Raw genomic sequence first — 25,329 nt, forward strand, 5'->3', positions numbered from 1 at the left:
TTCTCAATAGATAGCTGGGGGCCCATTTAGCAATGCATTTATTCAAGTGCCTCTAAAATGAAGAGTTAGGTTCTTGTAAAAATGCAACTTCTTCTGGTGTTGATACCCGGCCTAAAATGTTATTGCGATGCGGGTAACGCCCGAATTTATCAACAATAGCCTTGTGGCGCATTTCATAATCCAGAGTCGCGTCATCACCTAACATGCGAAATAATTCAACAGCCTGCAAATGAATAAAGCTAGATTCCGAATGCATATAAGGCATCAAAATAAACTTACGTTGTGATAAGGTCAGCAAATTATAATCATGCTGTTTAATCGCCTCTTGAGCTAAAGCTAATGCCATACCATCTTGAGCAAAAGACCTTGGCGTATCGCGCCATAAATTACGTGAAAATTGGTCCAACACAATGATTTCCGCTAACCGCCCCCGTATAGACGCTCGCCAATAAGCCAACTCACCTTTAGCTGCACGCTCACAGATTTGCGAAAAACGCTGTGCTATCGCCAAATCAAATTTAGCACTTTTCTCAAACCACTGTTTGGGCGTAGATTCCTCAAACCAAAAGGAAAGCACGTCTTCCATGGTATTCATAATTTATTCCTATCACTTTTCTTAATAGAGGTTATTTAAATCCTAGTTAAAAATCACTTTAATTAATAGGCTTGAGCTCTAAAAATGGCTATTTGCAGATAATTATTTTGTTTCTTTGCGTGCTATCACTAAAAAATCATGCACTGACTACTCGTGAATTTTGTAACCGTTATTTTTACCACTGGCTATTTGTTGTTTAGTGTCAATATGGCCATTCTTCATGTCTAAATACATACATTTATTTAACTCAATGTTAGAATTCCACTTATAATGTGTGAGTAAATCAGGTGCCGCCGATACTCAATAGTCGTAATAACTCATCAGCGTTTCATATTGGTTTTATTTAAGGAAGGCAATGTAAATGGCAGGACATATGGTACTTATTGGTTGGGCATTATGGGTTAGTCCTTGCGGCACAGATTCATGTGATGCATTGCCCGTGACTGAAACCATTTTCACACAAGAGCAATGTGTCAGCCGAAAAAAATACTTAGAATCAAAACGACCAAACCTTTATTTTCTCTGCGGTGAGGTTTATCGTGATAGTGAAGAGATGGCCGTTGAAGAACAACATGCGGTTCCTGCACCACACCCACCATTAAGGTCGTTACCTAAGCGCCAGTCTCGTTAGCTTGAGCCGTTTTCCAGCCCAAGCCATACAACTATTACATGTTAGATAATTTCAGCAATTGGAGATTCCGCTTCAATAAACTCACCTTTATTTGCATGGTATTTCAGCGTTCCAGTACGATGAGCAATAATTTGCACTTCCATTTTCATCGCTTCCATTACGCCAATAACATCCCCTTCTACGACATTGTCCCCCTGAGGGATCAACCAGTTAAACAACACACCGGAGATAGGCGCATTCACCACATCAGGGTTGCTAGCAGCTTGAAGCTCACCGTTAGGTGGTATCATATTAGTTGGAGGCACACTATTTGCGGTAAGGCCGGACATTAACTGCGCCGGTAAGCCTAATTCACAACGTTTGCCATCAATTTCAATAAAGGTGCGAGTCAATTGATGGTTTGCAGATGGAATTTGGCGCTTTGCAGGGGGGATCTCCACACTAAATTCTGTTTCAATCCAACGTGTATGTACATTAAAACGGTCACAAAAGTCGGCTTGTTCCATGACCGCGCGGTGGAACGGTAATACCGATGCGACCCCCTCAATCTTAAACTCTGCTAAAGCGCGACGGGCGCGTGAAATAGCTTGTTCTCGCGTATTTCCCACCACTATCAGTTTTGCCATTAACGAATCAAATGTCCCTGGGATCGTCGTACCAGCAGCAACACCACTATCAATACGAACTCCAGGCCCTGTTGGAACATCAAAAGTTGTAATTGTCCCTGGTGTTGGCAAAAAACCATTACCTGCATCTTCCGCATTAATTCGGAACTCAAAAGCATGACCGCGAGGCTTCGGAGTCTCATTAATACTTAAAGGTAAACCTTTGGCAATACGTAATTGCTCAATAACTAAATCAATCCCTGCCGTTTCCTCAGTTACCGGATGCTCAACTTGTAGCCGAGTATTCACCTCTAAGAATGATAACGTCCCGTCCTGACTCAGCAAAAACTCAACGGTGCCTGCGCCAACATAGCCAGCTTTACGGCAAATATCTGTTGAGGATTTAATAATTTGTTGCTGTTGTTCCTCAGATAAAAATGGCGCGGGTGATTCCTCGACCAATTTTTGATTACGACGCTGCAATGAACAATCCCTTGTCCCCACCACCAGCACATTACCATGTGTATCTGCAATCACCTGTGCTTCAATGTGGCGCGGGTTATGCAAAAACTGTTCAATAAAACACTCACCACGCCCAAAAGCGGCAACCGCTTCGCGTACAGCAGAATGATAAAGTTCTTCAACTTCATGTAATTGCCACGCGACTTTGAGACCTCGACCACCTCCACCAAACGCAGCTTTTATTGCGATAGGCAAACCGTGTTGATGAGCAAATTTAACTACCTCCTGCGCATCAATAACCGGGTCTTTCGTCCCCACAACCAGTGGGGCTCCTACTTGCATAGCAATATGGCGAGCCTGAACCTTATCACCTAAGATATCAATACTCTCCGCACTTGGTCCTATCCATATTAAACCCGCATCATTCACCGCACGGGCAAATTCCGCACGCTCAGACAAAAAGCCATAACCTGGGTGCACCATCGTCGCACCTGACTTCTGAGCGACTTCAATTAACTTTTCAATATTTAAGTAACTTTGTGCAGGTGAGTTCCCGTTTAGCCCATATGCCTCATCTGCCATTTTAACGTGTAATGCATCAATATCGCTGTCTGCATACACCGCAACAGACTGGAAACCATAATCACGGCAAGCACGAATAATACGAACAGCGATTTCACCTCGGTTTGCAATCAATACTTTGTGTGTCTTTTTATTCTTGTTCATCAGTACCATCACTCCCATGTAATTCTTTAAATTCACCAAGTGGATTAAAGCGTATTCTTGCATTGACAGGAATTTGCCCTGCTAAATCTAAATGATATTCACATACGGCCCCAATAACTGGGTACCCTCCGGTTAATGGATGGTCATTTAAAAATAAAACTGGCTGGCCATTCGCTGGAACTTGGATAGCGCCTATACAAGTCCCCTCACTCGGCAATTCTTGTAATTTTTTACGCTCAAAAGGTTTCTCACCTGACAAACGCAAACCTATACGATTTGATGCGGCTGTTACCTGCCACAATTGATTTATTAGCTTATCAATGGTTTGCTCTGTAAACCAATCAGTTCTAGGGCCTAAAACCACATCAAGCACAACAACATCATCTGCATCTGGGTAATCAAATGCAGGGGTTTCTGATAAAGAAACTGCTGATATCGGTGAGCTTGTCTTAATGCTTAGTGCCTGATTAACCCTAAGAGGCGCAGGACCAACCTGTGCCAAAGTGTCGAATGAACAACTGGATAAAATAGGTTTAACATTAAACCCACCCCGTACAGCTAAATAACTGCGTACACCTTTATTTGGACTCCCAAGTTTAATCACATCCCCTTTGATTAAATGTACAGGTTGATAAGGATTAACTTGATATTGTTGATTGCTAGCGGTTGTCACCTCAATCACACAGGAGGCGCCTGTAACAGCAACAACTAAATTTCTATTTATTTGAGCTTTAAAGCCACCTTGAGTAATTTCTAATACCGCTGCGTCAGATAAATTCCCCACAATACGATTAGCACTACGTAGTGCTGATTTGTCCATACCACCGGATTCTGAAATCCCTAATGCCGACTGGCCTACTCGGCCTAAATCTTGGAATAACGTCTGTAAACCCGTAGCCAACACGATTATGTCTGCTTTCGTATTTTCAGGTTGCTCTATGCTTAGGTTCTTTGTGGGTAAGCTATAACTAACCTGACTTTTCTGTGCATCAACAAAGTTGACCCGGGTCCCTGCCTGCACTAAGGCTGGTTCAGGGCGGTTGATATCCCACATTGATAACTCGGTTACACCAATTAACTGCCAGCCCCCGGGGCTTGCTTGCGGATAAACACTACTAAACTCCCCTGCCAAAGCCACTGAACCTGCGGGTATCCGCACTCGAGGTGATTGGCGCCTTGGGACATTTAACTGAGCATGCTTAGAAACCATGTACCCAAAACCCGGCGCAAAACCACTAAAAGCAACTTGATACTCATTTTGTGTGTGTCGCCGGATCACCTCATCAACAGAAACACCGAGGAACTGGGCAACATCAGGTAAATCCTGTCCATTATAATGGACAGGAATTGTCACAAGCTTGCTAGCCTTCGCTTTAGCTTTGGTGATATCCCTCAAGGAAATCAATTTAACCAAGTTGTCTTCTTCCGCAATAAACGGGTTATAGCGGACTAAAATGGTTCGCGCTGCGGGGATTATTTCTTCAACCCCATGAATTGGTATCTCTGTTAAAGAGTCTGTCAGTGCCATTGTTTGTTCAAGGCTATCCAATTCAACCATGAAGGCACTTAAATTGACGGGTAAAAATCGCAATGGGCACCTCTATATATGATATGCAGCATCAGGAACATCAGTAATAAACATATAACCGGGTGCATGACTCAAAGCAAAAGGAACACCAGACTTCATTACTGCCGCTTGTGGCGTCACTCCGCATGCCCAAAATACCGGAATTTCCCCTTTTTCAATTCTGACGGCATCACCGAAATCAGGGCGCATAATATCCTGAATACCAAGCTGCTCAGGTGCACCAACATGAACAGGCGTTCCATGAACCGCGGGAAAGCGCCCAGTAATACTCACGGCATCCGCGATGCGGTCAGCGGGGATTGGGCGCATTGAAACAACTAATTCCCCCTGCAAACGCCCCGCGGGGCGACATAATCGATTCGTTTTAAACATGGGGACATTCGATTGATCAGTGATATGCCGTATATCAATACCCGCCTCAATCATTGGCGTTTCAAATGTAAAGCTACAACCAATAAGAAAGGTGACTAAATCTGGATGTTGTTGATAAATCTCTGTCGCATCTGTAATTTCAGCGGCTAACTGCCCATTTTCCCAAACACGGTAACGTGGAATATCTGTCCGTAAATCAGCTCCGTCTGCAAGGCTTGTTTGCCAACTCCCTGCTTCGCATACATCTAGCACTGGGCAACTCTTAGGGTTACGCTGTGCGTATAATAAAAAATCGAACGCCCAGTCACGGGGCAAGGCTATCATATTGGCTTGTGTCATTCCGCGGGCAAGCCCTGCTGTTGGTTTATCATAACCACTACGAATAGCTTCTCTGGCGGCGCGTGCCGCATCAATCGCTTGTTGCGATGCCTTCATAAGTTGCGTCATTAGCTATCCCTTCTATGCACAAAACCCTGAATTTCAATGCCTTGATTTTCTAATACATTACGTACTTCCTGTGCCATTTCTAACGCACCGGGGCTATCCCCATGTACACAAATCGACCCAGCTTCAATCGGAGTAAATTGGCCATCAATTGACATCACCCCGCCTTCGTTAACCAGTTGCAACATGCGTTGTGCAACTAATTGCGGGTCATGTAAAACTGCGCCTTCTAATCGACGTGAAACTAACGTGCCATCGCTGTTATAAGCCCTATCCGCAAAGGCTTCAGCCACCACATTCAACCCACTTTCTCTTGCCCATTCAATCAATGGCGAGCCCGCTAATGCGACTAATATCAATTGATTATCAACAGCTAACATTGCATTAATCACAGCCATCGCTTGGCGCTTATCGTGAGCAATCGTGTTATACAGTGCCCCATGGGGCTTAACATAACGTACTTGAGTCCCAACGGCGGTAGCTAGCCCTTGCAGAGCGCCAATCTGGTAAATAACATCCGCCATTAATTCATCAGTAGCAATATCCATATTACGACGACCAAAACCAACTAAGTCGGGATAACCAACATGAGCACCGACCACAACCCCATTATCTTGAGCCGCTTGCAGTGTTTTTAATATGCCTTCTGGTGACCCCGCATGGAACCCACAAGCAACATTAGCACTGCTAACCACGGGAAGGATCGCTGCATCATTCCCCATACTCCATTGACCAAAACTTTCCCCGAGGTCACTGTTTAAATCGATTTGTTTTTTCATCATCGCCCCTTGGGTTACTTCAGATAATTAAAGATTGTACTGACAGACATAACACCCATATACCAAGTTAAGGCACAGGTAATAACCCCAGACCATAATAACCAACGTGGATAGTGGTATCCCGACATCAAATCAGTTCTTTTCCAACCAATATAAACAAACAAGGTCAATCCAATAGGCAAGATTAACCCATTGAAACCACCTGCAAATACTAATAATGCGGCAGGCGCTGTTCCCATAAATAAATAAACAATTAATGAAATAGCAATAAATAGGATGGTCGCGACATTACGCTGCCTTTCGGTAATTGATGATTTAAATGCCGTTAAAAAACTCATTGATGTATAAGCTGCACCAATCACGCTGGTCAGTGCCGCAGCCCATAAAATTAAGCCAAAAATACGTAAACCAAAGTTACCTGCTGCTGCCTGAAATGCTTGAGATGCAGGGTTAGCCGCATGCCCTGAAATATCAATCGTTACACCACTTGCAACCACACCTAAGATCGCAAGGAATAAAATGTAGCGCATCAAACCAACAACTAAGATGCCTTTGGTTGCTGCACTCGACACAATATTTATATTTTCAATCCCTACTGCACCTTTATCTAATAAGCGGTGCGCGCCTGCATAGCAGATATAACCCCCAACGGTTCCCCCGACAATGGTGGTTATCATGGCAAAATCAACCGTATCCGGTAATACACTTTGACGTAGAGCCTCGCCAACAGGTGGGTTTGATGCAATAGCCACAAATAACGTTAGGCCAATCATCACTACACCTAACCCAATAATGAGCCTGTCAATAAATGTGCTTGCTTTACGGGATGAGAAAATATAAATCGCCAGCAATGCACTGATTAACCCTCCCCATTTTGGGTCGAGACCAACAAGTGCATTTAGCCCTAAACCTGCACCAGCAATATTACCAATATTGAAAATAAGCCCACCAAAAATAACCAATATGGCAAGTAAATAGCCACTTCCTGGGATTGTGGCATTAGCAATTTCTGATGAATGCATTTTCGTTAATGTCACGACTCGCCATATATTTTGCTGAACAACAAAATCAATCACGATAGACGCTAAAATACCGAACGCAAATGCCGCACCTAATGTGACAGTAAAGGTTGCTGTTTGTGTAATAAATCCAGGACCTATGGCAGAAGTTGCCATCAAAAAAATTGCACTTATTAATGAAGAACGGCGGCTTTTCACATACTCTGCGGTCGTTGATGCGCTTTCTTGAGCGGCCATATGCATACTCCTCTAATAGTTATTGTTTTAATTATTGATGTGATTGTTGATGTCATGATCACTGAGGCAATTATCGTGCCATTGTTCTACTTGTTATAGATATTGTTAATCCATCTTTAATGGATTGTTGAACAATTAATATGAGATGCTGAATAAACAATCAATAAAAATCGTTATTGATGATTTAAAAACCAAGACGTGATCACTTTTTTAACAAATTATTGAGGTCGGTCTACTTTCTTACAAAATAATCAGCACCAAAATGATGCAAAATTATTTAATTTCACTATATCAGTGCAAAAAATGAGTCTAGTGTGCTCATTGTGCAAGGAAACTTGCCGCTCTAACTCGAATATGTGAATATAGCGACTCATTTAATCGCTAAATTAAAACTATTCTTTTTATGAAAAAACAACCTGTTGCACAAACCTTATCCGTGACTATTGCAGAAACTATTCGCTATAAAATTACGGCGGGAGAAATCACTCCAGGTCAGCGCTTATCTGAAGCAACATTAAGTGAAGTGTTAGATATTTCACGCAACACCTTGCGGGAAGTGTTTAGGGTTCTCACTCAAGAAGGCTTACTCACCTACGCACCAAATAGGGGCGTATTTGTTTCTGTGCCTGATATGGCTGCTATTATTGACATCTATCAAGTACGCCGCTTAATCGAGTGTGACGCACTCACTCATGCATATGCTTTACACCCCGCAGTTCAAAAAATGAAAGAGGCAGTCAGCTGTGCACGTGAGCATGAAAAAATAGAAGATTGGGTTGGTGTAGGAACCGCAAATATGCAGTTTCATACCGCGATTGTCGAGTTATCAGATAGCGAACGCCTAATTAAGCTGTATCGTAATGTTTCAGCAGAATTACGCTTAGCATTTGGTCACCTTAATGACCCCAAAATTCTCTATGCCCCTTATATTGATAAAAACCAATCTATTCTTGAATTATTAGACTCTGGTCGTAATGTAGAAGCAGCCAGTGCCCTACGTAGCTACCTTGATTTATCAGAGCGCACATTACTTGCAGCATATAAGCGCAGCCAATCCTCAACAAATTAATGCAGAATATTTTTTACGGGATAATACAACATAGATTCGATTAATTTTTCGGCAGTTAGATAATCGCCAAAAACTAATTGTTAATTAATAATTATCCTCAAATTTATTTTTTATATTATATTTTCTATTCCCTGCAACAAATCAAACACTTTAAGTCATTACCTTCCCATAATTAAGTCTTATGACAAATTAATTAACATTAATAACATAATTAATTAAAAAAATAATAACCAATAGTTACTTAAATACAACACACGTCTCTAACATCTCCCTTTCCTTAAAAGATACATTTAGTCATATATTTTTACACAATTACTTGTTTATACATAAAATAATAACAAAATATACATAATGAAATAAATCACCCAATGTAATCACTCTATTTTTTCGAGTTAATAGTTGTAGTTTTATCGAATATTGGTTATAAAATTTATGATAATAAAAAAGCATATACATAAATATTATTTATATAATGAGATTCCACTATGACATTAAACCAAGTAACTAAAAAGAAACCATTTAAATTTGGCCTAGGGTGGCAAATATTGGTAGCTCTCATTTTAGGCGTTATTGCTGGGGCGCTTTTACATGATAATACTGAATACAAAGATTGGCTTATTCTGAATATTCTGTCTCCAGCTGGTAAGATTTTTATTCAATTAATTAAAATGATCGTTGTTCCTATTGTTATTTCTACTCTAATAGTAGGGATAGCCGGGGTTGGAAATACAAAGCAGCTAGGGTCCCTTGGGTTTAAAACTATCGTTTACTTTGAGGTTATTACTACCATTGCTATTATTGTCGGGATCTCTTTCGCCAATATATTCCAACCCGGTGTTGGTATTGATATGTCACAATTAACACAAGTCGATATATCCCAGTATGAAAAAACAACCCAAGAAGTTGCAAGCCACCCTTCAGGGATTATTAATACTATTCTGACTTTAGTTCCTAGTAATATTTTTTCAGCAATGGCAAGTGGTGATATGCTTCCAGTCATTTTCTTTGCTGTTTTATTTGGCTTAGGGCTTTCTTCTTTGCCTTTAGAGAAAAAACAACCATTACTTGATGTGCTACAGACTTTTTCTGAAACCATGTTTCGTGTAACTAACATGATCATGATGTATGCCCCTATCGGTGTATTTGCCTTAATTTCAGTTACTGTCGCTAATTTCGGTTTTTCATCATTAGTCCCACTATTAAAATTAGTCATACTTGTCCACTGCGCAATTATATTTTTTGCGGTAGTTGTATTGGGCTTAGTCGCTCGTTACTGTCGAATAAATATTTTCACCTTAATGAAAATATTAAAAGACGAATTATTGCTTGCTTATTCAACAGCAAGCTCTGAAACAGTACTCCCTCGTATTATGGATAAAATGGAAAAATACGGGGCACCAAAATCGATTACCAGTTTTGTCATTCCAATTGGTTATTCATTCAATTTAGATGGTTCAACATTATATCAAAGTATTGCTGCGATATTTATTGCCCAACTCTATGGTATTGAGCTTTCTATCGGGCAAGAATTAATACTTGTATTCACATTAATGATCACTTCTAAAGGGATTGCAGGGGTTCCTGGTGTATCATTTGTTGTTCTTCTCGCCACCTTAGGCAGTGTGGGTATCCCATTAGAAGGCCTTGCATTCATCGCTGGTGTAGACCGTATTCTTGATATGGCCCGGACAGCCCTTAATGTGGTAGGTAATGCCCTTGCTGCACTAGTAGTTGCAAAATGGGAACACAAATATGATAAGAAAAAAGCACTTGAATATGAACAATTCTTTTAGCCATTTCAATATATAAAAAGGATAATGCTCTTTATATTAATTTATAGAGAGCATTTTTATTATTTTTATATCACCATTAATCAACTAATATAAACCCCTTATAAAACTTACTTAATTTAGTTATTTATACTTACCTCTTACTTAATAAAATTTAATTTACATCACACTTTTTCAAAAAAATTATTTTATATTCGTTTTTTGTTCATTTCTTTACTATGCTAAATAAGTCATTTTTAATTAGTACAAGCAGGAAAGAATGAACCAATTAAGAAGATTTCTTTTATTTTTAAAATTACTCCAGCATCTTATGGTACTTTTTATATTTTCATTATCATTTTTATTACTACACAACTGGTTCTAATAAGAAAGCCTCGTATTATGCGAGGCTTTCTTACAATAAAATCATTAGTCATATATTTGGTGGGTTTGCTTTAATAGCATCAAAAAATACTCACCACTTACTAATCATAATATTTAAACAGGTTATCTCACTGTTTGATTTAAATTTACTGAATAGCAAATTTATAAATACAGTGAAGCCTCCCCTTCAGGTCTAGTTTTAAAACGCCTATGAGCCCAAAGATACTGCTCAGGAGCCTTTCTTATTTCAGCTTCTAACACTGAGTTAATCGTTGTAGCATCCAGCAAAGCATCTGTTGTCGGATATCCAAGTATTTCCTTTCCCAGTATTAAGTCATATTTAACGCCGCTTTTATTTCTTAATAACGTAACAGTGAGAGTTGGCGAATGTGACAGTTGAGCAAGGGTTGATGTCCCTTTTGATGTGGAACTATGTTTAACCGAGAAAAATGGGGCAAAGATAGTTCCTTTTCTACCAAAATCTTGGTCTGGAGCAAACCATATTGCTTTACCGCTTTTTAATTCTTGAACCATGAATCTGAGATTTTTCCGGTCAATCATTCCTTTGCCGGAGCGACAGCGGCCTCTAGTCTGGATGTATTCCATTGCTTTATTGTTATGTGGCCTGTACATCGCATTAACAGGAAAACAGAGCCCCATGATCCTACCACCTAGCTCTAGCGACATAAAATGCACGCCAACAATAATCACACCTTTATTTTTGGCCACTGCATCCAAATAATTTGACATTCCCTTAACTTGGAACAGTTTTTTAACTTTTGTATCACTCCAGAACCATGCTATTCCAGTTTCGAATAGAGCAATACCTAATGATTTTAAATTTTCGGTGACTAGAACATCAATTTCTTTTTTACTTTTATTTGGAAAACATAATTCTAAATTTCGCTTTATAATTGAGACTCTTCGCTTAATAAAATACCTTGAGTTTTTCCCCAAGAAGGCCCCTAACCAAACTTGCCATGTATAAGGTAACTGTACCAATAAATATAAAAGAGATACCCCTAACCATGTTACTGCATATTTTGGATGGAACAACTTCAGTGAAAACGGGTTTGTGGCGTACATTATATCTCCCAATACTTCGCCTTTGCAGAATGCACGCTATTTTAGACTGCATTTCGTCTGTAAAATTCAACATGAATGCCATAACGAATGAATGCCACAACAATATAAGCTGACTTAAACAGCGAGTATTATATCAATAATCCGTATAAACACTACCCTCAGCTATGAATAAGCAACCAAATATTTTCTCACGTTATACTTTTACCAGATAAACACTAATAGTTTTTACCTACTCATGTTAAAGCATCGCAGTGATTAGAGGGAATATGAGGCACCAACGGCTAACGTTGGAAAAATGAGAGTGGGAAGCGATACCTATTTAGTACTAAATCATCTAACTGAGTATGCAATGAAGGTCGACAAGCTAATGTTCTGTGATGGCTCAAATATGTCCCATCGACTATTTGAAGCAGTAGAATGACCTGAATGACAAGCAAGAAAAAACCCGTTATCTCTATGAGATAACGGGTTCTTATTTGGTGCCGGCTACCGGAGTCGAACTGGTGACCTACTGATTACAAGTCAGTTGCTCTACCAACTGAGCTAAGCCGGCGAATATGGCGGAGAGATAGAGATTCGAACTCTAGGATGGTTTCCCATCGGCGGTTTTCAAGACCGCTGCCTTCGACCGCTCGGCCATCTCTCCATGGGGCGCGATTATGGAGGAATCCCGACGCCTTGTCTACCCCTGAAAGTAAAAAAATTGATTTTTTTACTTCGTTTGGCTAATCTTCACTCAATTACTCTCTATTTGCGAAAAATAATGGTAATATCTGTGCAAAATCGGTGTCTATCATTTCTCTAGGCGTATGATTTTTAACCTAATAATTTTTAGCCTATGGGAACGCACGCTACAGTATGTACAAACAATCATCATTAAAACCAAGCACTCTTTCACGTATTTTTGCTGCGTTTATTCTGTTGTTAATTGTGATGCTGTTTTTATCACTATTTAACTACTATCAAGCATGGGTGCAAAACCGCCAGACCTCATTAAGTAGTATGGCCACTAGGTTAGCGTATCAAATCGAAGACTACCGCTACCAAGCTAGCCACATTTATAAGCTTGCCAATGATAAAACAACTCCCACTGCTATAGATAAACTTTCCGTGACAGAAATGCGCCATGATATTTTTTGGTTAAGTAGTGCAAACCAAACTATTGATGCGATTGTATTTGGGAATAATAAAAAAGCGAATAATGTATTAGCCACTAAGCTAGCTGATTATATGGAGATTGTCTGGGGTGCACGCAATGAATATAACTCAATGTATTATCTTAATGGGCTAGATAATACTTTAGTTTTAGTAACTACTCATTCAATACTTAAGCCTGAACTACGTTTTAAGGAAAGCTATCTGACTCTAACTGCTGAAGAAAAGCGTGCGGATATGTTGACTCAATCGACACTGTTAGATAGACGAGAAATTATATCTAATATACAAAAATATTCTCCAGATAACCTCTTCTATTATACTTATCGCTTGATGTTCAACTCTCCAGGGCAGCTAACCAGTGTTATTTCGTTTGATATTTCCATTAATTCGCTGATCCCAGCAAGCCTTAATGGGGATTTTTTCACCATTAATACACGCCCATCAAGTACTGGCAGTAATGAGTCTCATACCTCTTGGGTTGGAACAAACCTAATATTTTCGCAACCTATTGAAGGGACTAGCTATCAGCTTTATTATCATACTTCATTAAAAAACATTATTTTTAATATGGTGAGCTTTAACCTTTGGTTAATGACAGGCATGCTCATCATGATTTTCCTTGCTTTGTTGATCATGGCTTTTATTCGTAAACGGCTTATTTCTCCCAATACCAACATGCTACAAGAACTCCATTTTAACGAAGCGCTAAACAATGCCCTGATTAACCATATTGCCTATGGTATTTTAGTCTACGACTTTAATGCCAACAAAAAAATCCTTAGCAATAACATTGCAAATCAATTACTACCTTCAATGGATTTGGTTCATATAAAAGAGATGGCAATCGAAAATCATGATGTTATTCAGGTTTCGATTGAAAATATTGTTTATGAGATCGTACTTGTTGAAAGTGCAACCAAAGCAAATACTGTCATGTTTATTATTGTAGATAAAGACAAGGAAGCTCTCACTCAAAAACGCCAAGAACTAGCCAACCGTGAATATAAAAAGAATATCCAAATGCGCAAGGTTGTATTTGAAAATATGTGTAGTGAAATACTTCCTGCCCTTATCCAAATTGACGACCAATTAACTAAATTAGCTAAAATTTCAGGTGAAAATAACCAAAAATTTGTTTTAGAAATAGAAAGTCAGCTATTTTATATTAACCGTTGGTTTGAAAATATAGGGTTGCTAAATCAGCTAGAATCAGAAACAACTCCACTAAAAAGTGAAAAAATTTCGATTGCAAATGTCGTTAATCAGTTTTTGAAACAAAACCTATCGCGTCTTAATAATAAAGGGTTAGCCCTTTATTTTCATAACAATATCAATCCTGATTCATTAATTGAAACCAATTTGGCTTATTTACAGCATCTAATACAACTCATTTGGGATTATTCTATTGCAACAACCTCTTTTGGGAAGATATCTTTCACGCTATCTTATGATTCAGAAAAAAGAGTCGTTTTACTTAACATTAGAGATAGTGGTTCAGGGCTTAGTAACCAAGAACTTAATAACTTGCAAAGTCCTTTTCTTGGGAAAATACTAAATTCATCTCACTTCACTCGTTCTGGTATGACATTTTATTTATGTAAGTTATTGGTAAAGAGGATGAATGGGACATTTTCGATTCGTACTAGCGATGCGATAGGCACACATTATGAGATTACACTTCCAGCGACCAATGAACTCCTTGTTAAGGATTATCCTGCTTTATTAGAGGATGTCTACGTGCGGTTAAATATTCATAATGCAGATATTTCGCGTATTATCAGAAATACCTTAGCCAATTATGGCGCAGAATTTCTTGATTTAAATGAAAGTTCTCCGCATACGGATTGGGATCTGTTGATCACTGATAATAATGAAGAATGTTTTGAACACATTATCAAAATTAATGGTAATCTTTCTGGAATGCACGAGTTGCAACCTCACTACATAGAGGTTAATTATAACTTTGCTGATGAGCTTATTAGTGCAATTTCATTACTTATCGAAAATTCGGATAGCGAAGATGAATGTTCACGCTTACCAGAACCTAACGAGGTTGAATCTCAAACTTCATTATCTAACCCTGATGGAGAAATGGAAAATGCAATTAAAAGTTATCAATTAGTTTTAGCTAACAGTGGATATCGAGATTTATTCATAACAACAGTACCGATAGATATTAATAAACTGTATAATAGTGAAAGTGTTGAGGATTTGACCGAATTGAAAAACACTGCACATCGTTTAAAAGGAGTTTTTGCTATGCTCGAATTCACAGTTCTTCATAAAATTTGTGAAGATTTAGAGCGTTATATAGCAGATGAAAACGGATTGGAAATAAGAAAATGCATTAGCATGCTGGATAATTCAGTCAAAAAACTAATGCCAGAAGGTAACCAATAAGATGAATAACCTAAATGTCATTGTTGCCGATGATCACCCTATTGTTCTTTTCGGTATCAGAAAATCACTTGAACAAATCGAATGGGTGAATATCGTAGGTGAATTTGAGGACTCAACCTCTTTAATTAATAACTTAGCACGCTTAAACGCTGATGTTCTAGTTACTGATTTATCTATGCCAGGTGATAAATACGGCGATGGTATTACGTTAATCAAATACATTAAACGCCATTATCCTGACCTTTCAATTATTGTTCTCACCATGAACAATAATCCAGCCATTCTAAGTGCAATTCTAGAACTGGATATCGAAGGTATAGTGTTAAAACAAGGCGCACCAGCAGATTTACCTAAAGCATTAGCGGCCTTACAGAAAGGTAAAAAGTTTACTCCTGAAAGTGTGAGTAAATTGTTAGAAAAAGTCAATGCGAGTGGTTACGGTGATAAACGCTTATCGCCAAAAGAAAGTGAAGTTCTGCGTTTATTTGCTGAAGGTTTCTTAGTCACTGAAATTGCTAAGAAGCTTAATCGTAGTATCAAAACAATTAGTAGCCAGAAAAAATCAGCAATGCTGAAATTAGGCGTTGAAAATGATATTGCCTTACTGAACTATCTTTCTTCTGTCAGCATTGATAACTCGCCTTCAGAGTAATATTTAAGTTCTTTTACTACACGATAAAAACCCGGTTACGGGTTTTTATTTTTTACTCCATTCATTTTTCAGCAAAAACGGGTCAATGTCTCGCGCAAAATAGCAATAGTGGTTGGTTTTGATAAACAATCATTCATACCCGCATCGATACAGCGTTGTTTTTCCTCAGCCATCGCATTCGCTGTTAGTGCAACAATAGGTAAATTATATTCTAAGCGGTGTAACTCTCTTGCCAATTGATAACCATCCATATTTGGCATGTTGACGTCCGTTAAAATAATATCAGCATGATGGCTATCTAAGTATTTCAGTGCATCTAATCCATCCACTGCAGTACCCGTTGTAAAGCCGATGCTGGCTAATTGTTCACTCAAAAGCATCCGATTGATTGGGTGGTCATCAACAATAAGTACATGGTATTCACCCAAAGAAAAATCTGCCATTAGTTGCTCATTCGAGCTAACATTTTTCTGTGAATTCTCAACGGTTTTCATAATAACTTTATCAATTAATACGGGTAACTTATCTAATTGATATGTGTTATAAACCCATTCATTTGATTTTGCTTCATAAAGATCACCTGCGTAGAAGCTCGACAACTGAATATGATGAGTGCTTCTCACTTCCCCTTTATGCTCACAATCGGTTATCAACAGGTCATAATCGATTGTTTTGTCGATAGAGTTATTAGTTACTACTATAAATTTTTCATGTGCTAATAGCCGTGATAGGAAATTCATTAAGAATTCGTTTTGGCACGAAATAGCAATACGATAGCCTGTACGATAATCGGGAACCGTTTTTTTAATGTACTCTTGCCCATAAAGTGGGATACGTATTGTGAATGAACTTCCAAGACCTATTTGGGAACTAACTTCTATATCACCATCCATTAGGTTGATTAGTTTTTCACATATAGCTAAACCTAAACCTGTTCCTTTGTGTCCGGTATTGTTTTGGTCATGTACTTGAAAGAATGGGTCAAATAATTGCATCACCACTGCTTGAGTCATGCCTATCCCTGAATCTCGGATTTCGACCTTCAAATAATTCTCATCTTTCCAAACATACAACAGTACAAAACCAGATTCCGTAAACTTAATACTGTTATTAACAATATTAGAAACCACTTGCTGTAGCCGTACTGAATCATTGAGAATTAAATCAGGAATGTCAGGCTCAATATAAGAATACAACGATATTTTTTTCTTGGTCACTAATGGCAAATAGTTAGCTAATACAAATGCAAATACTTCCCGACAATTAAAAAGTTTATTTTCTATTTTCAATTGTTTAGATTCAATTTTAGAAAAATCCAAAATATCACTGATGATTTGCAACAGTAATGAAGAAGAATTATCCATTGTGGACACTAAACGCGTTGCTTTTTCGGATAACTCATAACGTTGCAATAATTCAATATTACCGATGATCCCATATAGCGGTGTTCTTAATTCATGACTTACCGTTGCTAAGAACATCGATTTTGCATGGTTAGCTTGCTCTGCAGCATCAGCAATATCTTGCAATGATTTCTCCATTTGCACACGGATACTGATATCAATTAAAACACAAATCGCGACATCTTCATTTTGATAACGAGAATTCACAAAGCTGATCTGTAAATGTGTACCATTTGTTGTCACAACATCAATATAATTACTCGCTTTCTGGCGAATAATTGTCAAAATCCGCTGCTTATCATCATCACTTAATAAGCGAAAATAATCATGAGCTAGCTCATTACTTAGAATATTGCCACCATCCGTTAACCGTAAGATAATGATCCCCACAGGCGCGGAGGCCACAATTTTATGATTAAATTGTTCATGTTCTTCGAGGCGAATAGCGGTATTCGCAGCTGGCTCCAACATTTTTCTTTCTAACAACCAGATTAGAAAGAAAATAAGCCCACCAGTAAAAATATTAAGTATTACCCCGTAGAAGATAGTATCTTCTAAGCTCGCGAGTATTTGAGATGTTGCTATTGAGAAAATAACCGTTACTTGAGAAGGGGCTAAACGCTTCTTAAAAATTAATTTTGAATAATCAGAATTAAAGCCAAAAAAAGAAGGCTCTGCGATATTCAACAGTGCTGAACTTTTAGGATTCATATCCACCGGTGAATATAAAACAGGTTGGTTATAATTATTCACCATCAATATTTCAACTGCTTTATTTTTACTTATATTAAATTGATTCAAATTGATTGAGCGTTCTAGACCAATAAAAGCAAGCAACATCTCTTTATGATTAACAGGTTGAATTAGATAGACTTGGCCGTTATCGGGTTGGGCGCCATGCACAATAGTGAACAAATTACGCTCTTTGCCTCTCAGCCTTAGTCCCTGATAGGTACGTACACTCTCATAACTCACTTTTTTCAATATCTCAATATCGGATATTGTAGAACGGATCGGATAATCCACCATACAATAACTTCTTGAACCGACTAAAAATACATGATTTAAGGCTTGTGGAGCCGCAATACTATCCTTCCAGAAATAATTTAATTGTTCGAAAGCATGTAAATAATTTTCAGCTCTATTCCTAAAATAATCACAATCTGTATCGGCGGTTAATTTATAAAAAGAATAGTTTGATGCACTAGGCAAATCCATAAAACTTGTAGATGTAGCCTTTCCATTCCCAGACTCTTGTAATTTAGTTTTATATTGTTCAGTCATTGACTGAATAGAATTTAAGGTCGCACCGGTTTGTTGAATATAAGCCTGAAGATTCTCATGCCCTGAATAAAATTGCTGACGTATGTCAGATTTATACTCATTGAATTGTGAATAAAGAAAAAATAAAGTAATAAAAACGCCCATCCCCCACAACATCAAGCCGAGGATACGAAATAAATCTCGAGAGAGTCTAAGTGATGTTTTAAACGAGGGTAAATATCTCAAGCGCCTTCCTGTATATTCGATACCATGACCGTTAATTATACTCGATCACATGATAAAAAAGCGATAAACATGAAAAGTAATAAAAACCATGAGAGATATCAATTAGAAAAGTAAAACGGGCAGCGTGATCGGCTGCCCGTTGAGTAGATTAAACGAAATGATTAATCTTGTTCATTGATGTCTGCATCATCCACACCATTTTCCATGGTGTTTTCGTCTACATTTTCATCATCTAAACCTTCATCATCTTCCGTTTCAGCAACGCGCTGTAAGCCAACAACTTTTTCGTCTTCGGCAGTTCTAATCAGAGTAACACCTTGAGTATTTCGACCAACAATACTGACTTCTGACACTCGAGTACGAACTAACGTCCCTGCATCAGTGATCATCATGATTTGGTCAGTGTCATCAACTTGAATGGCGCCAACTACATTCCCGTTACGTTCACTCACTTTAATGGAGATAACCCCTTGAGTTGCACGTGATTTTGTTGGATATTCTGCTGCTTCAGTACGTTTACCGTAACCATTCTCTGTTACAGTCAGGATATGGCCTTCCCCTCGAGGAATAATTAAAGAGACAACTTTATCGTTATCCATTAATTTTATACCACGAACACCTGTTGCAGTGCGCCCCATCGGTCTTACTGCATCTTCAGCAAAGCGAACCACTTTACCTTGCGCAGAGAACAACATGACTTCATTTGAGCCATCGGTCAAATTAACACCAATGAGTTCATCACCTTCATTTAGGTTAACCGCAATAATACCTGCGCTTCTTGGACGGCTGAATTCTTGTAAAGGCGTTTTCTTCACCGTACCGCTTGCAGTCGCCATAAACACGTTGTAGCCCTCTTCGTACTCTCGTACAGGTAAGATAGCTGTAATGCGTTCGTTTTGTTCAAGTGGTAATAAGTTAACGATTGGACGACCACGAGCACCACGGCTGGCCTCTGGTAATTGGTAAACCTTCATCCAGTATAAGCGACCACGACTTGAGAAACACAAGATGGTATCGTGCGTATTGGCAACCAAGAGGCGTTCAATAAAGTCTTCGTCTTTCGTCCGCGCTGCCGATTTACCTTTCCCTCCACGACGCTGTGCTTCGTAATCAGACAGAGGCTGATACTTCACATAACCTTGGTGAGATAACGTAACGACCACATCTTCTTGATTGATTAAATCTTCAATATTGATGTCCGCGGTATTCTCGGTAATTTCAGTACGTCGAGGGTCATTATATGTATCACGAATAATTTCTAATTCTTCGCGAATAACTTCCATCAAACGTTCAGGGCTGCGCAAAATAAATAACAGAGCTTCAATTTGAATTAAAAGTTCACGGTATTCTTCGAGTAATTTTTCATGCTCAAGACCCGTTAACTTTTGCAAACGCAAATCAAGAATAGCTTGTGCTTGTTGTTCAGTAAGGAAATATTGACCATCATGAACACCGAACTGTTCTTCTAACCATTCTGGACGAGCCGCGTCATCACCTGCACGCTCTAGCATCGCAGCCACATTACCAAGGTCCCAAGACCTTGCTATCAGCCCTGCTTTGGCTTCTGCTGGCGTTGGTGCCTTACGGATCAGCTCGATAATTGGGTCAATATTCGCTAATGCAATCGCTAACGCTTCAAGTATATGAGCTCTATCGCGTGCTTTACGCAGTTCAAAAATGGTACGGCGTGTAACAACCTCACGACGATGACGAACGAAAGCAGCAATAATATCTTTTAGATTCAGTATTTTTGGTTGGCCTTGATGTAAAGCCACCATATTAATGCCAAAAGAAACTTGCAGCTGAGTTAATGAATACAAGTTGTTTAGGACAACCTCACCCACCGCATCACGTTTTACCTCAATGACAATACGCATGCCGTCTTTATCTGACTCATCACGTAATGCACTGATACCGTCAACACGTTTGTCTTTGACTAGTTCAGCAATTTTTTCAATCAAGCGAGCTTTATTCACTTGATAAGGTATTTCGCTGACAATGATGGTTTCACGGCCACTTTTCTCATCGACTTCGACTTCTGCACTAGCACGGATATAAACCTTACCACGCCCTGTACGATAAGCATCGATGATACCACGACGACCGTTGATGATGGCAGCAGTCGGGAAATCTGGGCCCGGTATGTGCTCCATCAAACCTTCAATACTGATATCTTCATCTTCTATATAGGCAAGACAACCATTTATAACTTCCCCTAAATTGTGAGGAGGAATATTAGTTGCCATCCCAACAGCAATACCTGACGACCCATTAACTAAAAGGTTAGGGATTTTCGTTGGCATTACTTCAGGAATTTGCTCTGTTCCATCATAGTTTGGAACGAAATCAACGGTTTCTTTTTCAAGATCAGCCAGTAGCTCATGAGCAATTTTCGCCATACGGATTTCCGTATAACGCATTGCCGCAGCTGAGTCTCCATCAACTGAACCGAAGTTTCCTTGACCATCCACCAGCATGTAACGCATAGAGAAAGGCTGTGCAAGACGAACGATAGTCTCATAAACAGCGATATCACCATGTGGATGGTATTTACCGATGACGTCCCCGACTATACGGGCAGATTTTTTATAGGGTTTATTCCAATCATTTCCCAATACATTCATCGCAAATAGTACTCTGCGGTGTACTGGCTTCAGTCCATCTCGAACATCCGGAAGTGCACGGCCGACAATAACGGACATTGCATAATCCAAATACGAACTTTTAAGCTCTTCTTCGATATTAACTGGTGTGATTTCTCTGGCAATCTCGCTCATGGAACCACTGTCCCTCATAACTTCGGATTCAAAGAGTAGAACTATACCACAATTCGCCAATTTAATAAAAATAAGAGACGGGTATTTGTCTTTCAAGCTATGTATAATAGCGGAAAATTAAGTTTATGTGTCCGAAACTTGAAGGTTCTGCAATGAATAGCTGCGATAACTCAGTTATTGTCTGCATTTTAACCTTCAATAATAAACGGGCGCCTATCACCTCCCCTATTAAAATCAGGCTATCAATAATAGGTCTATCGGGTAATAGGATCAAAATAGGAGCTTCTTTAATGAGTGATACCCAAACCCCAGCGTATCTTAATGTCGATAAACAAGAAATTGAAAAATTTGAATCCATCGCGTCCCGCTGGTGGGATTTAGAAGGCGAGTTCGCCCCTTTACACCGTATTAACCCATTACGTTTAGGGTACATCATGCAACGTGTAGAGGGGATTTTCGGTAAAAAAATTCTTGATGTAGGCTGTGGTGGCGGCATTTTATCAGAAAGTATGGCGCGTGAAGGTGCGGAGGTTACTGGCCTAGATATGGGCGCGGAACCTTTAATGGTTGCACGTTTGCATTCGCTTGAGTCAGGTATTCCTGTTGAATATGTTCAAGAAACGGTTGAACAACATGCGGATAAACACCCTCAAGCCTATGATGTTGTAACTTGCATGGAAATGCTAGAGCATGTGCCAGACCCACAATCTGTCGTCAGAGCCTGCGCAAAATTAGTTAAACCAGGTGGCCATGTTATTTTTTCTACTATTAATCGTAATAAAAAAGCTTGGTTGATGGCAGTTGTTGCTGCAGAGTATGTGATGAAAATGGTCCCCAAAGGGACTCATGATGCGAATAAATTTATTCGCCCATCAGAATTGATTAGCTGGGTCGATGGAACACAGTTAAAAGATAAACATATCATAGGGTTGCACTATAACCCTATGACTGATAAATTTTGGCTTGGCCCAAATGTGGATGTCAATTATATGCTGCACACGATCAGCGAATAGTCTGTTAGTCGCGAAAAGAATAAATCGCAAGCAGTACGTTTAAGAAAGCAGCAAACGATCGCAATTTACAAAATTTATTTTAGTCCTCATGTCGGAAGCTTTTTTTTTATTAGTTCCTTTTACCATGCAGCTTACCGACATGATCTATTTTCTTATCCAACCAGTTATCCACAAGAACCCCGCAATTTGTTCACTTGATAAAATCGCATATTAACATTATCTTGTTATGGTATTCTCAACAAACTACTACATATAGTAGTAAAGCAAAACATAACACAACTAGTCTCATGGCATTTAACCATGGGCTTTTTTATGTTTGCATTACACTATTTGTTGTTCAACCAAGGTGCATTTGCTCATGAACCAGAGTCTGTTAGTCACAAAACGTGATGGACATAAAGAACGCATTAATCTCGATAAAATCCACAAGGTAATAACCTGGGCTGCTGAAGGCCTCAGTAACGTATCTGTTTCTCAGGTGGAGTTACGTTCACAGATTCAGTTTTATGATGGGATCAGAACTTCTGATATTCACGAAACGATGATCAAAGCAGCAGCCGATTTGATTACTGGTGAAACACCAGATTACCAATATCTTGCCGCTCGTCTTGCGATATTTAACCTACGCAAGAAAGCCTATGGCCAATTTGAGCCACCAGCACTGTATGCACATGTAAAACACCTCGTTGAAATGGGGAAATATGATAAGCATTTGCTGGAAGACTACTCCGAAGCAGAGTTCGAGCAAATGGATAGTTTTATTGACCATTGGCGTGATATGAATTTTTCCTATGCTGCGGTTAAACAGCTCGAAGGCAAATATTTAGTACAAAACCGCGTAACTGGTGAAATATACGAAAGTGCGCAATTTTTATATATATTAGTCGCGGCTTGTCTATTTTCACATTACCCAAAAGAAACACGTCTTGATTACATTCGCCGTTTCTACGATGCCGTATCTACCTTCAAAATTTCACTACCTACGCCAATTATGGCTGGGGTACGTACACCTACGCGTCAATTTAGTTCTTGTGTTCTAATTGAATGTGGAGACAGCCTTGATTCTATCAACGCCACATCAAGTGCCATTGTCAAATATGTTTCACAACGTGCAGGAATTGGTGTAAATGCAGGGCGTATCCGTGCATTAGGTAGCCCTATTCGTGGTGGTGAAGCATTCCATACTGGCTGTATACCATTTTATAAGCACTTCCAAACAGCGGTTAAATCTTGTTCTCAAGGTGGCGTCCGCGGTGGTGCAGCAACATTATTCTACCCAATCTGGCACTTAGAAGTTGAAAGCTTATTGGTTCTAAAAAATAACCGTGGTGTTGAAGGTAACCGTGTTCGTCATATGGACTACGGCGTTCAGTTAAATAAATTGATGTACGAACGCTTGATTAAAAACCAAGATATCACGTTGTTCAGCCCATCTGATGTGCCGGGTCTTTATGACGCTTTCTTTGCCGATCAAGAAGAATTCGAACGCTTGTATGTGAAATATGAACAAGATGAAAATATTCGCAAGACCGCCGTAAAAGCCGTTGAGCTATTTTCATTAATGATGCAAGAGCGTGCATCTACTGGTCGTATTTATATTCAAAACGTTGACCACTGTAATACACATAGCCCATTTGACCCACAAGTTGCACCCGTTCGTCAATCGAACCTGTGTTTAGAAATTGCATTACCGACAAAACCATTAAATAACATTAATGATGAAAATGGTGAAATCGCGCTATGTACACTTTCTGCTTTCAACTTAGGTGCAATTGAAAGCCTTGATGAGTTAGAAGAATTAGCCACGTTAGCTGTCCGTGCGTTAGATGCCCTACTCGATTATCAAGATTACCCAATTATTGCAGCGAAGCAAGGGTCTATGGGCCGTCGTACCTTAGGTATTGGCGTGATCAACTATGCTTATTATTTGGCAAAACATGGTGTTCGTTACTCCGATGGCAGTGCAAATAATCTAACGCATAAAACCTTTGAAGCAATTCAATATTACCTGTTGAAAGCCTCAAATGAACTAGCAAAAGAGCAAGGCGCTTGCCCATGGTTCAATGAAACCACTTATGCACAAGGTGTGTTACCGATCGATACTTATAAAAAAGAACTCGATAAGTTAACTAATGAGCCTTTACATTATGATTGGGAAGCACTTCGCCAAGACATTAAACAACATGGTCTGCGTAACTCTACATTATCTGCTTTGATGCCTTCTGAAACATCATCCCAGATTTCAAACGCAACCAATGGTATTGAGCCGCCACGTGGTTACATCAGTATTAAAGCATCTAAAGATGGCATCTTACGTCAGGTCGTCCCTGATTACGAAAATCTTAAAAGTGCTTATGAACTGTTATGGCAAATGCCTTCAAATAGCGGTTATTTACAACTCGTTGGTATCATGCAGAAATTTATCGACCAGTCGATATCTGCAAACACAAACTATGACCCAACTCGTTTCGAGAGCGGTAAAGTACCAATGAACCAATTGCTAAAAGATTTATTGCTCGCCTATAAGTTTGGTGTGAAAACACTTTACTATCACAACACCCGCGATGGCGCGGAAGATGTGCAAGGTGATCTGGAAGAAGTTGTTGAGTCAGCAGATTCCGATTGCGAAGGCGGCGCGTGTAAAATTTAAT

Annotated in this window: 16 protein-coding genes and 2 tRNA genes; 7 read left to right on the forward strand and 11 right to left on the reverse strand. The window is 39.2% G+C overall.

Going from position 1 to position 25,329, the window contains the following annotated elements:
* Positions 1-52: 52 nt before the first annotated feature.
* Positions 53-595: a DUF924 family protein gene (locus tag RB151_RS13080; protein ID WP_042844397.1), complete on the reverse strand. Its 543-nt coding sequence runs from the start codon at positions 593-595 to the stop codon at positions 53-55.
* A gap of 361 nt (positions 596-956) precedes the next feature.
* Between RB151_RS13080 and RB151_RS13085 the strand changes: the two genes are divergently transcribed.
* Positions 957-1,226: a hypothetical protein gene (locus RB151_RS13085; protein ID WP_048607480.1), complete on the forward strand. Its 270-nt coding sequence runs from the start codon at positions 957-959 to the stop codon at positions 1,224-1,226.
* Positions 1,227-1,267: 41 nt separating this feature from the next.
* Here RB151_RS13085 and RB151_RS13090 read toward each other — a convergent pair whose 3' ends face one another.
* From RB151_RS13090 to RB151_RS13110, 5 genes are read right to left on the reverse strand one after another with little or no spacing between them, the layout of a single operon-like run.
* Positions 1,268-3,028, reverse strand: a complete 1,761-nt coding sequence (locus tag RB151_RS13090; protein WP_410054828.1) for an acetyl/propionyl/methylcrotonyl-CoA carboxylase subunit alpha — start codon at positions 3,026-3,028, stop codon at positions 1,268-1,270.
* Positions 3,006-4,610: a 5-oxoprolinase/urea amidolyase family protein gene (locus RB151_RS13095; RefSeq protein WP_042844399.1), complete on the reverse strand. Its 1,605-nt coding sequence runs from the start codon at positions 4,608-4,610 to the stop codon at positions 3,006-3,008. The genes RB151_RS13090 and RB151_RS13095 overlap by 23 nt, the downstream gene beginning before the upstream one ends.
* A gap of 9 nt (positions 4,611-4,619) precedes the next feature.
* Positions 4,620-5,426 (reverse strand): putative hydro-lyase, encoded by an 807-nt coding sequence (locus tag RB151_RS13100; protein ID WP_042844401.1) that lies wholly within the window; start codon positions 5,424-5,426, stop codon positions 4,620-4,622.
* Positions 5,426-6,202 carry a LamB/YcsF family protein gene (locus tag RB151_RS13105; protein WP_042844402.1) on the reverse strand — a complete coding sequence of 259 codons (777 nt, stop codon included), beginning with the start codon at positions 6,200-6,202 and terminating at the stop codon, positions 5,426-5,428. Before RB151_RS13105 ends, RB151_RS13100 begins: the two co-directional genes overlap by 1 nt.
* A 14-nt stretch (positions 6,203-6,216) precedes the next feature.
* Entirely contained in the window at positions 6,217-7,458 is a 1,242-nt protein-coding gene (locus RB151_RS13110; RefSeq protein ID WP_042844404.1) for an NRAMP family divalent metal transporter, read from the reverse strand.
* Between the two features lie 403 nt (positions 7,459-7,861).
* Here RB151_RS13110 and RB151_RS13115 point away from each other — a divergent pair, with 403 nt between their 5' ends.
* On the forward strand, positions 7,862-8,527 hold the full coding sequence (locus RB151_RS13115) for a GntR family transcriptional regulator (RefSeq protein ID WP_042844405.1): 666 nt from the start codon (positions 7,862-7,864) through the stop codon (positions 8,525-8,527).
* 485 nt (positions 8,528-9,012) lie between these two features.
* Positions 9,013-10,320, forward strand: a complete 1,308-nt coding sequence (gene gltP / locus RB151_RS13120) for a glutamate/aspartate:proton symporter GltP (RefSeq protein ID WP_042844406.1) — start codon at positions 9,013-9,015, stop codon at positions 10,318-10,320.
* Between the two features lie 522 nt (positions 10,321-10,842).
* Here gltP and lpxL read toward each other — a convergent pair.
* The 3 genes from lpxL to RB151_RS13135 form a co-directional block, all read right to left on the reverse strand.
* Complete coding sequence (lpxL, locus tag RB151_RS13125) at positions 10,843-11,766, reverse strand: LpxL/LpxP family Kdo(2)-lipid IV(A) lauroyl/palmitoleoyl acyltransferase (RefSeq protein WP_042844407.1); 924 nt, start codon at positions 11,764-11,766, stop codon at positions 10,843-10,845.
* A gap of 477 nt (positions 11,767-12,243) precedes the next feature.
* Positions 12,244-12,319: transfer RNA gene (locus RB151_RS13130), tRNA-Thr, on the reverse strand.
* A 5-nt stretch (positions 12,320-12,324) separates the two neighbouring features.
* A tRNA-Ser gene (locus RB151_RS13135) sits at positions 12,325-12,412 on the reverse strand.
* A 212-nt stretch (positions 12,413-12,624) separates the two neighbouring features.
* Here RB151_RS13135 and rcsD point away from each other — a divergent pair.
* Positions 12,625-15,324, forward strand: a complete 2,700-nt coding sequence (rcsD, locus tag RB151_RS13140) for a phosphotransferase RcsD (RefSeq protein WP_042844408.1) — start codon at positions 12,625-12,627, stop codon at positions 15,322-15,324.
* A gap of 1 nt (position 15,325) precedes the next feature.
* Positions 15,326-15,976 (forward strand): response regulator transcription factor RcsB, encoded by a 651-nt coding sequence (gene rcsB / locus RB151_RS13145; RefSeq protein WP_004259923.1) that lies wholly within the window; start codon positions 15,326-15,328, stop codon positions 15,974-15,976.
* A gap of 68 nt (positions 15,977-16,044) precedes the next feature.
* Here the strand turns inward: rcsB and rcsC are convergent, their stop codons facing one another.
* Positions 16,045-18,831 carry a two-component system sensor histidine kinase RcsC gene (rcsC, locus tag RB151_RS13150; protein ID WP_237071540.1) on the reverse strand — a complete coding sequence of 929 codons (2,787 nt, stop codon included), beginning with the start codon at positions 18,829-18,831 and terminating at the stop codon, positions 16,045-16,047.
* A 218-nt stretch (positions 18,832-19,049) separates the two neighbouring features.
* Positions 19,050-21,665 (reverse strand): DNA topoisomerase (ATP-hydrolyzing) subunit A, encoded by a 2,616-nt coding sequence (gyrA, locus tag RB151_RS13155; protein ID WP_042844411.1) that lies wholly within the window; start codon positions 21,663-21,665, stop codon positions 19,050-19,052.
* Positions 21,666-21,955: 290 nt separating this feature from the next.
* Between gyrA and ubiG the strand changes: the two genes are divergently transcribed.
* Complete coding sequence (ubiG, locus tag RB151_RS13160; protein WP_042844412.1) at positions 21,956-22,678, forward strand: bifunctional 2-polyprenyl-6-hydroxyphenol methylase/3-demethylubiquinol 3-O-methyltransferase UbiG; 723 nt, start codon at positions 21,956-21,958, stop codon at positions 22,676-22,678.
* A gap of 358 nt (positions 22,679-23,036) precedes the next feature.
* Positions 23,037-25,328: a class 1a ribonucleoside-diphosphate reductase subunit alpha gene (gene nrdA, locus RB151_RS13165; RefSeq protein WP_042844413.1), complete on the forward strand. Its 2,292-nt coding sequence runs from the start codon at positions 23,037-23,039 to the stop codon at positions 25,326-25,328.
* Position 25,329 lies beyond the last annotated feature (1 nt).

The organism is Providencia rettgeri, assembly GCF_001874625.1.
Taxonomy (GTDB): domain Bacteria; phylum Pseudomonadota; class Gammaproteobacteria; order Enterobacterales; family Enterobacteriaceae; genus Providencia; species Providencia huashanensis.

Bases quoted from the DNA above. Each gene is read 5' to 3' on its own strand.
- RB151_RS13080 (WP_042844397.1), bottom strand. From the start codon at position 595: ATGAATACCATGGAAGACGTGCTTTCCTTTTGGTTTGAGGAATCTACG.
- RB151_RS13085 (WP_048607480.1), top strand. From the start codon at position 957: ATGGCAGGACATATGGTACTTATTGGTTGGGCATTATGGGTTAGTCCT.
- RB151_RS13090 (WP_410054828.1), bottom strand. From the start codon at position 3,028: ATGGTACTGATGAACAAGAATAAAAAGACACACAAAGTATTGATTGCA.
- RB151_RS13100 (WP_042844401.1), bottom strand. From the start codon at position 5,426: ATGACGCAACTTATGAAGGCATCGCAACAAGCGATTGATGCGGCACGC.
- RB151_RS13105 (WP_042844402.1), bottom strand. From the start codon at position 6,202: ATGAAAAAACAAATCGATTTAAACAGTGACCTCGGGGAAAGTTTTGGT.
- RB151_RS13110 (WP_042844404.1), bottom strand. From the start codon at position 7,458: ATGGCCGCTCAAGAAAGCGCATCAACGACCGCAGAGTATGTGAAAAGC.
- RB151_RS13115 (WP_042844405.1), top strand. From the start codon at position 7,862: ATGAAAAAACAACCTGTTGCACAAACCTTATCCGTGACTATTGCAGAA.
- gltP (WP_042844406.1), top strand. From the start codon at position 9,013: ATGACATTAAACCAAGTAACTAAAAAGAAACCATTTAAATTTGGCCTA.
- lpxL (WP_042844407.1), bottom strand. From the start codon at position 11,766: ATGTACGCCACAAACCCGTTTTCACTGAAGTTGTTCCATCCAAAATAT.
- rcsD (WP_042844408.1), top strand. From the start codon at position 12,625: ATGTACAAACAATCATCATTAAAACCAAGCACTCTTTCACGTATTTTT.
- rcsB (WP_004259923.1), top strand. From the start codon at position 15,326: ATGAATAACCTAAATGTCATTGTTGCCGATGATCACCCTATTGTTCTT.
- gyrA (WP_042844411.1), bottom strand. From the start codon at position 21,665: ATGAGCGAGATTGCCAGAGAAATCACACCAGTTAATATCGAAGAAGAG.
- ubiG (WP_042844412.1), top strand. From the start codon at position 21,956: ATGAGTGATACCCAAACCCCAGCGTATCTTAATGTCGATAAACAAGAA.
- nrdA (WP_042844413.1), top strand. From the start codon at position 23,037: ATGAACCAGAGTCTGTTAGTCACAAAACGTGATGGACATAAAGAACGC.